Below are 10,571 nucleotides of genomic sequence, written 5' to 3' on the forward strand. Positions count from 1 at the left end.
CATGCACAACTGAAGATAGGAGGACAAATGTTAAAAGATTTTAAAGAGTTTGCTTTTAAGGGTAATGTTTTGGATATGGCAATAGGCGTTATCATAGGTACTGCTTTCGGTAAGATAGTGACATCTTTGGTTAAGGATATGATTATGCCCATCATCTCCATACTGACAGGCGGTATAAACTTTACAAATTTAAAGTTTATTATCACTCCTAAACATGGTGATGTAGCTGAGAATGCTATAGCATACGGCACATTTATCCAGAATGTAGTTGATTTTCTTATCATTGCATTTTGTATATTCCTCTTTGTAAGACTTATAGAAAAATTTAAGAAGAAAGAGGAGGTTAAGATAGAGGCACCTAAAAAGGCAGATGACATTGTCCTTCTTGAGGAAATAAGAGATTTGTTAAAGGCAAAGAAATAAGGAGGAAATATGTTTTATCGTTGTGGACACTGTGGAAAGATTGTCTCAGTTGTAGTTGATGGTGAAGGCTCATTTAACTGTTGTGGTGAAGATATGAAGGCTTTAAAAGCCAATACATCAGACGGAGCTAAGGAAAAGCATGTACCGGTGGCTACTGTTGAGGGAAATAAGGTTGTTGTTAATGTAGGTAGTGTTGATCATCCTATGACACAGGAGCATTATATTCAGTTTATCATGATTGAGACAAATCTTGGTAAGCAGTATAAGGGACTTACACCTGAGGATAAGCCACATGCTGAGTTTGTTTTGCAGGACGGTGAGAAATTGGTAGCAGCTTATGAGTATTGCAATTTACATGGTTTATGGAAAGTAGAGGTGTAATTTATGAAGTATGTATGTGATGTTTGTGGATGGGAATATGATGAGACAGTCGGAGATCCTGATAACGGAATAGCTCCGGGAACAAAGTGGGAGGATCTCCCTGATGATTTTGTTTGCCCTGTATGTGGAGTAGGCAAGGATGAGTTTTCTAAGGAAGACTGATAATATAATATATGGAGCCCTTAGGGGCTCTTTTTATTATTGAAACTTTGTGTAATATAATATACAATAAACAGACCGGGACGGAGTAAAAAATTGACAAGGTATTGCTGTCTAAAAGGGAGAGGGCTGCACGGTATTCGGCTTTTGAGGCTGTAATCAGTGGAAGCAGGCTTTTGGAGATGCGGAAAATATTTGGCTAAGGGAGTATGCGCCTTAGGAGTGTAAGAGAGAGGTAAAAAGAGGCAAATAAGAACAGAATACTATGATTTGTGATTTTTGTATAAATTATATATATGACGAGGATGCAGAGGGTTATATATGTGATGTAGATATGGATGAAGATGATTATGTAAGACTGAAAAGCAGTAAATACTCTACTTGTCCGTATTACAGGAATAATGACGACTATTTGATAGTAAGGAAACAGATTTGATGGAAATTGATATAGAGAAGCTGTTGGATAAATTTGACAAGACAGTGATTGATATACGACCTGAGCATGAATTTATAAGAGGCAATATTCCGGAATCTGTCAATATAGCAGAAGATAAGATATTTGAAAGGATTAAGGAATTTGATAAAAGCAAGGGAATATGTTTAGTCTGTGCGACAGGTAATAAGACTGAGTATCTGACTGAAGAGCTTGAGAGTTTAGGCTATGAGAATATATACAATCTAAGAGGCGGATATGAAGCCTATATGAAATTTAAGCTGAATGAGTTTTTAAAAAATGAGAGTGAAAAGTCCGGGGATATCAATAAAGCTAAGGATATTGAGCGAAGTATAATAAAAAAGTTTAGAAAGAGTATCTGGCGAAAGTTCACTGCTGCTGTCAATGAGTACGAGTTGATAAAGGACGGTGATAAGATTGCGGTGTGCATATCGGGAGGCAAGGATTCTATGCTTATGGCAAAGCTTTTTCAGGAGTTGTTGCGACATGGCAAAAAAAACTTTACACTTGTATTCTTAGTGATGAATCCCGGATATGATGATATCAATTATCAGACCATACTTGACAATGCAAAATTATTGGATGTACCTATAACAGTGTTTGAATCTTCTATATATGATATTGTGGCGGAGGATGAAAAATCTCCATGTTATCTTTGTGCAAGAATGAGAAGGGGTCATCTCTATGCTAAGGCAAAGGAACTTGGTTGCAATAAGATTGCTTTGGGGCATCACTTTGATGATGTGATTGAGACTATTGTGATGGGCATGCTGTATGGAGCTCAGATACAGACTATGATGCCGAAGTTGCATTCTACAAACTTTGAAGGAATGGAACTTATCAGACCGCTCTATCTTGTAAGGGAAGATGATATAATACATTGGGCAAGGTATAATGAACTTAGTTTTATCAGATGTGCCTGTAGACTTACAGATAACTGCTCTATATCTGAGACCGGTGACAAGGGCTCTATGAGAGCGCAAGTAAAGAAACTTATAAGGGAATTGGCTGCAAAGAACCCATATATTGAGAAAAATATCTTCAGAAGTGTGGAGAATGTCAGCCTGGATACAGTGATAGCCTATAAGAAAGACGGTATCAAACACTCCTTCTTGGAAAGATATTAAAGTCTATAAAAGGCTTATATTAAGAGGAATTTTGTATGAGTGAAGGAATTTTGAATATTATGATTGCGACAGATCTTCACTATCTTTCAAAAAGCATCAATGACGGTGGTGAGGCTTTTAGTAAGATGATGGCTAAGGGTGACGGCAAAGTGATGAAATATATCGAAGAGATTGTGGACGCATTTGTACTTGAGGTAATAAACAGAAAGCCGGATGCACTGCTTTTGCTTGGAGATTTGACCTTCAACGGAGAGAGAGTAAGCCATATGGAGCTGGCCATAAAGCTTAAGGAAATAGTTACTGCGGGAGTAAATGTGTATCTGATACCCGGAAATCATGATATAAATCATGAGAGATGTATGGGCTTTTGTGGTAATAAGATTTATAAGGTAGACAGTGTATCACCTGATGAGTTTAGAGAGATTTATCATCACTGCGGATACAATCTGGCAATACACTTTGATAAGACTTCAGCCAGTTATGTGGTTAAGCTGTCTGACAGTCTGTATGTTATTATGCTTGATACAAACTCGTACAATCAAAATTTTCTCAGTGATGAAAGTCTTTATTGGCTTGAGGGTGTACTTAGTGAGTTATCAAAAACAGGTGCCGATATACTTGGAGTCAGTCATCAAAATCTTTTGGAACATAATTTTATGTTTACAGAGGGATTTATGATAAAGAATGCCGACAAAATAGAAGCACTGTATAATAAGTACAATGTAAAATTAAACTTAAGCGGCCATATGCATATCCAACATATTGAAGACAGGGGCGTGGCGGAGGTAGTCACTTCATCTTTGGCGGTTGCACCGAACCATTTTGCAAATATCAGATATGATAAGAAGTCTTTCAGATATTGGACAGAATCTTTGGAGGTTTACAAGGTGGAATGCTTTGAAAAGATAAGCAGACATGAGTTTGACGGTGTGGGTCAGAGGCAGCTTGTAAGACTTTTTAAGACAAATAGCTTTGAGGATATTAATGAGTCTGATATTGATAAAATGGGAAAGACCTTTGTTAAGATGAATGAGAAATACTTTTCAGGTGAGGTTTTTGATACTGCCGGATTTGAAGAAGGCATGAAACTTTGGGAAGAACGGCCTGAGAGCTTCACTTCATTATATATAAGGAGTATAATGGACTCTGTATACAAAGATCAGAATACCTTTGAATTGAAATTACGGAAAGGAAAAAATGGAGAAGTTTTTAGATAGATTTTTAAATTACGTTAAGAAGAATACAAGATCGGATGCTGCTAAAGCCGGAGTTGTGATTCCGTCTACACCTTCACAGATGGAATTTTTACATGAACTTAGTGAGGAATTAAAGCAGATCGGTCTTGTGGATGTGAAGATAAACCCTAAGAATGCATTTCTTAGTGCCACTCTTCCCGCAAATCTTACTGTAGATGCAGATAATGTCCCGATAATCGGGTTTATTGCACATGTGGATACGGCGGACTTTAATGCAAAGAATATTTCGCCGCAGATTCATGAAGATTATGACGGTAGGGATATTATTTTAGGGGACAGCGGATTTGTACTTTCGCCAACAGAATTTCCGAATTTAAAGAATTATATCGGTCAGACGCTTATCACTACTGACGGAACCACACTTTTAGGTGCCGATGATAAGGCGGGAGTATGTGAGATTGTTTCCGCTATGGAATATTTGATAAATAATCCGCAGATAAAGCATGGAAAAATTCGTGTAGCATTCGGCTGTGACGAGGAGATAGGTGTAGGTGCAGACCACTTTGATGTAGAGGATTTCGGTTGTGATTTTGCCTATACTATGGACGGCAGTGCAGTGGGAGAACTTCAGTTTGAGTGCTTTAATGCGGCGGAGGCCAAGATTGATATTTTAGGTAAGAGTGTACACCCGGGAGATGCCAAGGATAAGATGATCAATGCACTTAGTATTTCAAGAGATATTCAAAATGCAATGCCGCTTGTATGTGTTCCCGAAAAGACAGAGAACAGAGAGGGCTTTATACATCTGATAGAGGCTCATGGAAATGTTGAGAATGCAAGTCTTACATATATTATCAGAGACCATGATAAGACTCTTTTTGAAAATAAGAAATATATTGTAAAAAAGATCTGTGAAGATATCAATTCAAAATATGATATAGAAAGAGTAAAACTTTCTATGCATGATGAATACCACAATATGGCTGATATCATAAAGAAAGATACAAGGAGTGTGGATATTGCAACAAAGGCTATGCAAAACCTTGGAATAGAAGTGAACAAGGCACCTATCAGAGGTGGAACTGACGGCTCTAAGATTTCATTTATGGGATTGCCGACTCCGAATATCTTTGCAGGCGGTGAAAACTTTCATGGCAGATTTGAATTTGTCAGTGTTCAGGCTATAAAAAAGGCTGTTGATGTTATAGTCGAAATAGTAAAGATAGCGGCAGAGTAATAAATATATAAACATTATAAAAGGTTTTACACTGTACAGTATAAGTGTAAAACCTTTTTGTATCAGATGATAAAGTCATTTCCGGGATCTTCCACTATCAAATCCGCAATAGATATGCTGTCAAAGTAGTCATTAATCATCTTTGAGAGTTTGCTCCACATATCAATGGTTCTATATTCACTGGTGCGATACATACTTTCGGTATCTTCCTCATCAATCATTATATTTTCTTCTGCAATCCTAAGTACCTCGCCTACTGTGATGTCGCTTGGTCTTTTGGTCAGTTTGTAGCCGCCGCCCTTGCCGCGCAAGCCTACTAGCAACTTATTTTTTACAAGCAGTTTTATAATGCTTTCCAGGTACTTTTCTGATATATCCTGTCTTTTGGCAATATCACGAAGCGGAATAAAGTCATCTGACTGATTCTCAGTCAAATCAATCATTACAAGTAGTGAATATCGCCCCTTTGTTGAAATCTTCATATAATTACCTATCCTTAGTTTATAATCCTATTATACAGGTAGGTAATAGGTAAATCAAGCAAATAATAAAACATATGTAAAAAATATGTTTTATCAGCCTATGTAGATATCTTTATATTCGTTTTTGTTTTTATCAAACCACTTAACGGCATAGGAACAACTTGCCTTTATCTTTTTATTATGAGTTTTAGCATAGTCTATGACCTCCAACATAAGCTTACCTGCCGTTCCTTTGCCACGGAGACTGTCATCCACAAAGGTGTGATCTACAAGTATTGTATTATCATCAAGCTCCGTAAAGGTGACCTCTGCGATCATCTTGCCCGCATCATCATTCATATAAATTCTGCCGTCTGTTATATTAAACATAGTACCTCCAATCTTTTTATAAGAGTAGCATTTTAAGAAGAAAAGTCAAGGTGTCAAATTTTGTATATTTGAGGTTTTTACATATATTGACAGCTATATATCTTTATGCTAATATTACATAGATGCTGCTGTGGCACAGGTGGTAGCGCACCTCATTGGTAGTGAGGAGGTCACGGGTCCGAGTCCCGTCAGCAGCTTAAAAAGCCTTGAAATTTGTTTCAAGGCTTTTTGCATGTATATTATTTTAAAGTTAAGGTGATAAAATTTATATATAGCCGTAAATACCTCTGACACTTACTTCACCGCTGATAATTCTTTTTATTTTTCCGTCAGCATTTACAAGTAAGGCTCCGGTTTCATCAATTCCAAGTGCAGTTGCATTATACTCGCCCTTCGGGTCAAGTATTCTGACTTTTCTGCCGACATTTGCCAAATGGCTTTCATACTTTGCTTTGATAGAAGTCATATCCTCGGTTTGCAGAAAAATATCAAAGTTCTCATAAAAATGATAGATAACGCTTGCAATCAGTCTTGCTCTGTCCATGACTATACCGGTTTCAATAAGCAGTGAGGAGGCCGTATTTGCTATATCAGCCGGAAACTCATCGTTATTTACATTTATCCCGACACCTGAAATAATATACTTTATTCCGTCTATATCGGAACTCATTTCAGTAAGTATCCCGCAAATCTTCTTTGAATTGACAACTATATCATTCGGCCATTTTATAAGAGGTTTTGTAGAATAAAGTTCCTCTATGGCATCACAGAGTGAGGCGGCCATTACCAGAGTAATCATAGAAGCTTTTTCAAGCGGCAGATCAGGTCTGATACACAGGCTCATAGAAATACTTGTTGTACCGGGTGAAGTCCAACTCCTGCCAAGCCTGCCTTTGCCGAGAGTTTGTGTATTTGCCACCACAAGAAAATCCGAGGTAATCGAGTCGGCTGCTTTCTTGGCATAAGTATTGGTGGAATCTATCTGATTAAAGTATATAACCTTTGGGAGAGTCTTATATTTGTATGAGTGCATGCATTGTTCTATTTCTATCCGGTTTAAGATGCCTTTATTTTCTAAAAGCAGATATCCCCTGTTATTGACCGACTCAATATTGTAGCCGTCATTTTTCAGTGCATTAACAGCTTTCCATACAGCTGTTCTGGATACTCCAAGTCTGTTTGATATAGTTTGACCGGATATATGACTGCTACTTGCAAGCAGTATTTTTAAAACTTCATACTTTAACATAAATCTCCTTAAAATGTATCAAGTGGGATTCGAACCCACCATCTTCAGAGTCGGAGTCTGATGCGTTATCCGCTACGCTATTGATACAAAAATATAAATAACGATACCGATTTGTGATATAGACCTCGGTATCACAAATATTATAGAATTATATCATTTTTTATAATAAATTGATAGGTGATTTTTATTCTAAAATTTGATAAAATCATAAGAGTATGTTTTTAAGTCTATCCGGTGATTATAGATTTTTGCATTAGTGTAAGGAAAAGTCTATGGATAACAGCAATTAAACTGTAACTAATATAATATAAAGAGGAAGTTATGAAGAATAGAAAAATAATAATGGGGTTAGGTATGATAGCGGTGATGACGGCGGTAGCTACCGGCTGTAGCCAAAAGAATGCTGCAACAGTCGGCACCGAGGGGACAACTACTGTAGCGGAGTCTACAATGTCGGAAGAAGAAAAGAAGCTGTCGGATTATAAGACCTATGGTATGCAAAAAGATCCTGTTAAAGGTATTGTGGAACTTGTGAAGAACTACCAGTACGCCAAGGTCAACGCAGATGCAAGAAGGATGTACAATGTATTTGGAAGAAGCGATGAGGACGGGCTTTCCGACCTACAGACTAAGCTTAGTGAGGAAGCCAAGGTATATGAGGAATTTGATGATACCGTCACTTATGTGACAAGGGGATATGAGGCGAATTCATATGTAGTATTTATCAGTTCAAATGTAAAATTCCGTGATATTGATACAAAGGCACCTATGCTTACATGGGCATATGTGATGGAGAGTCCGAAAGATGCCTTCTATATGGTGGAAAATGATAAAATGACTGAGGATGAGAAAAAGTATGTGGATGAGGTCTCAAGATCTGAGGACATAATTGCACTTGATGCACAGATGAGAAAGGATCTTGCAACAGCTGTAACAAGTGATATTCAGCTTGGTACACTTTATTCTATTTGGGTTCAAAATGCATCCACAAAAGACAGTGATACTGAAAAGGAAACAATTAATGCAATAACTGATCCCGCTGCCGAAACAAGTGGTGAAGAAAGCACGGTAGAAAGCATCAGTGAAACCTCTAAAGATGAGGCCGATATATCTATAGCGGAGACAAAGAGTGGCAACTAAGATGGATGTAAAGGATTTTCGGTATGATTTGCCGCAGGAACTTATAGCACAGGATCCGCTTGAGGACAGGTCATCATCAAGACTTCTGGTACTTGATAAGGATACCGGCGAGATTACTCATAAACATTTCTATGATATTATCGACTATCTGGATGAGGGGGATTGCCTTGTCCTTAATGAGACTAAGGTAATACCTGCAAGGCTTATGGGTGTAAAGAAAGATACAGGTGCGGTTGTAGAGATACTGCTTCTAAAAAGAAAATCAAAGACTGTCTGGGAATGTCTTGTAAAGCCGGGTAAGAAGTGCAGAGTAGGAGCGGTAATTGAGTTTGGTGAAGGCTTATTGACAGGAACTGTAAGTGATATTGTGGAAGAGGGAAACAGAATTATAGAGTTTGAGTTTGACGGTATTTTTGAAGAAATACTTGATAAACTTGGTACAATGCCGCTTCCTCCATATATCACACATACACTTAAGGACAGGAACAGGTATCAGACAGTGTATGCAAAAAATGACGGTTCTGCGGCGGCTCCTACAGCCGGATTGCATTTCACAAAGGAACTGCTTAAAGATATAGAGGATAAAGGGGTCAAACTTGCAAAGGTCACACTCCATGTGGGACTTGGTACATTTAGGCCTGTGAAGGTGAGTGATGTCAGACAACATCATATGCATTCGGAGTTCTTTCAGGTTTCAAAAGAGGCTGCGGATATTATAAACAGCACAAGAGCAAACGGCAAAAGAGTAATCTGCGTGGGAACTACAAGCACCAGAACTGTAGAGAGTGCATCGGATGATAAAGGATATCTAAAGGAGACATCAGGTTGGACCGATATATTTATATATCCGGGATATAAGTTTAAGGTATTAGATGCACTTATTACAAACTTCCATTTACCGGAATCCACTCTGGTTATGCTTGTGAGTGCATTGGCAGGCAGAGAAAAAGTATTACACGCATATGAAGAAGCTGTGAAAGAAAAATATAGATTTTTCAGCTTCGGGGATGCGATGTTTATAAAATAATTATTATAGGAAAGGAAATTTATGAAGATAAGAAAAAGTTTTGTGGCAGCACCGGTTTTATCAATGCTCATCGGTTTGATGAGTTTTAATGCATATGCCGCAACAGTAAGAAAGGTGACTACAAGCAGTTATACACCGGTATCATTACAACAGAGTGTTGAACCGTCTACCAGAATTTATGTAAGTAAGATGAGTAAAGAGCTTACACTGATAGCTGACAATAAGGTAGTGGGTAAGTGGCCATGTAGCTTGGGAGAGTTCTCGGCTAACGGAACAAAGAAAAAGCAGGGGGATAGAACCACTCCGAACGGTGACTACTATATCTGTGTAAGAAATGACAAGAGTGCATATCATCTTTCACTTGGATTGTCTTATCCTGACAAGGCGGCGGCTGACAGAGGATTTGAGTCGGGTATTATTTCTAAAGAAGAAAAGGATACCATATACAGTGCTATTGACAGGAAAGTATGTCCTCCATGGGATACGGCACTTGGCGGTGCGATAATGATTCATGGCAATTATCAAAAGGGCATACCTACAGCAGGTTGTGTAGCTGTAAGTGATGATGTAATGGATATTCTTTGGCCGTACGGACAGCTTGGAATCAAGGTTTCGGTAGGACCGTAAAGATATAAGGCATATTGTAGCAAGGCTATGATATGCCTGTTTTTATAACACATAGATTTGGAGAACAGATGAATATTAGAGCAGCCGGTATACGGGATATGGGCAGAATATTGGAGATATATGAATATGCATTTGTATGAATTAAAGGAGGATATATGATCAGACATGTGAAAGAAGAGGATTTGGACAGACTGGCAAATATAGAGGCTGCATCCTATCCGAAAGCTGAGGCTGCAAGTAAGGAAAGTATTAAAAAAAGAATTGAAAGTTTCCCGGAGTGCTTTTGGATTTTGGAAGAGGACGGTATCATAAAGAGCTTTATAAACGGTATGGCTACAGATATTCCGGAGCTTACCGACATTATGTATGATGATGCCGCTATGCATAAAAAAGACGGAGAGTGGCAGATGATTTTTTCCGTGGTGACGGATAAGCCGTATAGAGGTATGGGACTTGCAAAGCTTGTAATGAATAAGGTAATAGAGGACTCAAGAGCCGCAGGCAGAAAAGGAATTGTACTTACCTGTAAAGACGGACTCAGAATGTTCTATTCAGACTTCGGTTATGAAGATGAGGGGATATCACAATCAAACCATGGGGATACTATCTGGTATAAGATGAGGCTTACATTTTAATAAGCAATATAAAAGGACCGGAGAAGATTACCGGTCTTTAATATTATAAAGTGTTGTGAACTACC

Annotated in this window: 14 protein-coding genes and 2 tRNA genes; 12 read left to right on the forward strand and 4 right to left on the reverse strand. The window is 38.1% G+C overall.

The features are described from left to right. The first annotated feature begins 27 nt into the window (after positions 1-27). From mscL to pepT, 7 genes are all read left to right on the forward strand, one after another. Positions 28-423 carry a large-conductance mechanosensitive channel protein MscL gene (mscL, locus tag HMPREF0381_RS01980; protein WP_008750191.1) on the forward strand — a complete coding sequence of 132 codons (396 nt, stop codon included), beginning with the start codon at positions 28-30 and terminating at the stop codon, positions 421-423. Between the two features lie 9 nt (positions 424-432). After that, a complete protein-coding gene (locus HMPREF0381_RS01985; RefSeq protein ID WP_008750192.1) occupies positions 433-804 on the forward strand; it encodes a desulfoferrodoxin family protein in 372 nt (123 codons plus the stop codon). Between the two features lie 3 nt (positions 805-807). After that, positions 808-966 (forward strand): rubredoxin, encoded by a 159-nt coding sequence (locus tag HMPREF0381_RS01990; protein WP_008750193.1) that lies wholly within the window; start codon positions 808-810, stop codon positions 964-966. 262 nt (positions 967-1,228) lie between these two features. Beyond that, entirely contained in the window at positions 1,229-1,399 is a 171-nt protein-coding gene (locus tag HMPREF0381_RS14950) for a DUF6472 family protein (RefSeq protein ID WP_008750194.1), read from the forward strand. After that, a complete protein-coding gene (locus tag HMPREF0381_RS01995; RefSeq protein ID WP_008750195.1) occupies positions 1,399-2,544 on the forward strand; it encodes a rhodanese-like domain-containing protein in 1,146 nt (381 codons plus the stop codon). Before HMPREF0381_RS14950 ends, HMPREF0381_RS01995 begins: the two co-directional genes overlap by 1 nt. 35 nt (positions 2,545-2,579) lie before the next feature. Further along, entirely contained in the window at positions 2,580-3,761 is a 1,182-nt protein-coding gene (locus HMPREF0381_RS02000; protein ID WP_008750196.1) for a metallophosphoesterase, read from the forward strand. Continuing rightward, a complete protein-coding gene (gene pepT, locus HMPREF0381_RS02005; protein ID WP_008750197.1) occupies positions 3,742-4,977 on the forward strand; it encodes a peptidase T in 1,236 nt (411 codons plus the stop codon). The genes HMPREF0381_RS02000 and pepT overlap by 20 nt, the downstream gene beginning before the upstream one ends. A 62-nt stretch (positions 4,978-5,039) precedes the next feature. On the opposite strand, the gene HMPREF0381_RS02010 is transcribed toward pepT, so the two are convergent. After that, complete coding sequence (locus tag HMPREF0381_RS02010; RefSeq protein ID WP_008750198.1) at positions 5,040-5,459, reverse strand: RrF2 family transcriptional regulator; 420 nt, start codon at positions 5,457-5,459, stop codon at positions 5,040-5,042. 93 nt (positions 5,460-5,552) lie between these two features. Further along, positions 5,553-5,828 (reverse strand): GNAT family N-acetyltransferase, encoded by a 276-nt coding sequence (locus tag HMPREF0381_RS02015; RefSeq protein WP_008750199.1) that lies wholly within the window; start codon positions 5,826-5,828, stop codon positions 5,553-5,555. A 124-nt stretch (positions 5,829-5,952) separates the two neighbouring features. Between HMPREF0381_RS02015 and HMPREF0381_RS02020 the strand changes: the two genes are divergently transcribed. After that, a tRNA-Thr gene (locus tag HMPREF0381_RS02020) sits at positions 5,953-6,025 on the forward strand. Positions 6,026-6,093: 68 nt separating this feature from the next. Here the strand turns inward: HMPREF0381_RS02020 and HMPREF0381_RS02025 are convergent. Together HMPREF0381_RS02025 and HMPREF0381_RS02030 are read right to left on the reverse strand one after the other, a co-directional pair. Continuing rightward, positions 6,094-7,077: a biotin--[acetyl-CoA-carboxylase] ligase gene (locus HMPREF0381_RS02025; protein WP_008750200.1), complete on the reverse strand. Its 984-nt coding sequence runs from the start codon at positions 7,075-7,077 to the stop codon at positions 6,094-6,096. Between the two features lie 14 nt (positions 7,078-7,091). Continuing rightward, positions 7,092-7,164 (reverse strand) — tRNA-Arg (locus tag HMPREF0381_RS02030). Between the two features lie 234 nt (positions 7,165-7,398). On the opposite strand from HMPREF0381_RS02030, the gene HMPREF0381_RS02035 reads away from it, so the two are divergent. The 4 genes from HMPREF0381_RS02035 (at position 7,399) to HMPREF0381_RS02050 (ending at position 10,506) form a co-directional block, all read left to right on the forward strand. After that, positions 7,399-8,217, forward strand: coding sequence for a hypothetical protein (locus tag HMPREF0381_RS02035; RefSeq protein ID WP_008750201.1), 819 nt, complete (start codon positions 7,399-7,401; stop codon positions 8,215-8,217). A gap of 1 nt (position 8,218) precedes the next feature. Continuing rightward, positions 8,219-9,244, forward strand: coding sequence for a tRNA preQ1(34) S-adenosylmethionine ribosyltransferase-isomerase QueA (queA, locus tag HMPREF0381_RS02040; RefSeq protein ID WP_040461635.1), 1,026 nt, complete (start codon positions 8,219-8,221; stop codon positions 9,242-9,244). A gap of 21 nt (positions 9,245-9,265) precedes the next feature. Next, positions 9,266-9,871: a L,D-transpeptidase family protein gene (locus tag HMPREF0381_RS02045; protein WP_008750203.1), complete on the forward strand. Its 606-nt coding sequence runs from the start codon at positions 9,266-9,268 to the stop codon at positions 9,869-9,871. Positions 9,872-10,026: 155 nt separating this feature from the next. Then, entirely contained in the window at positions 10,027-10,506 is a 480-nt protein-coding gene (locus HMPREF0381_RS02050) for a GNAT family N-acetyltransferase (protein ID WP_008750204.1), read from the forward strand. The last annotated feature ends 65 nt before the right edge of the window (positions 10,507-10,571 follow it).

The sequence above is a fragment of the Lachnoanaerobaculum saburreum DSM 3986 genome, assembly GCF_000185385.1.
GTDB lineage: Bacteria > Bacillota > Clostridia > Lachnospirales > Lachnospiraceae > Lachnoanaerobaculum > Lachnoanaerobaculum saburreum.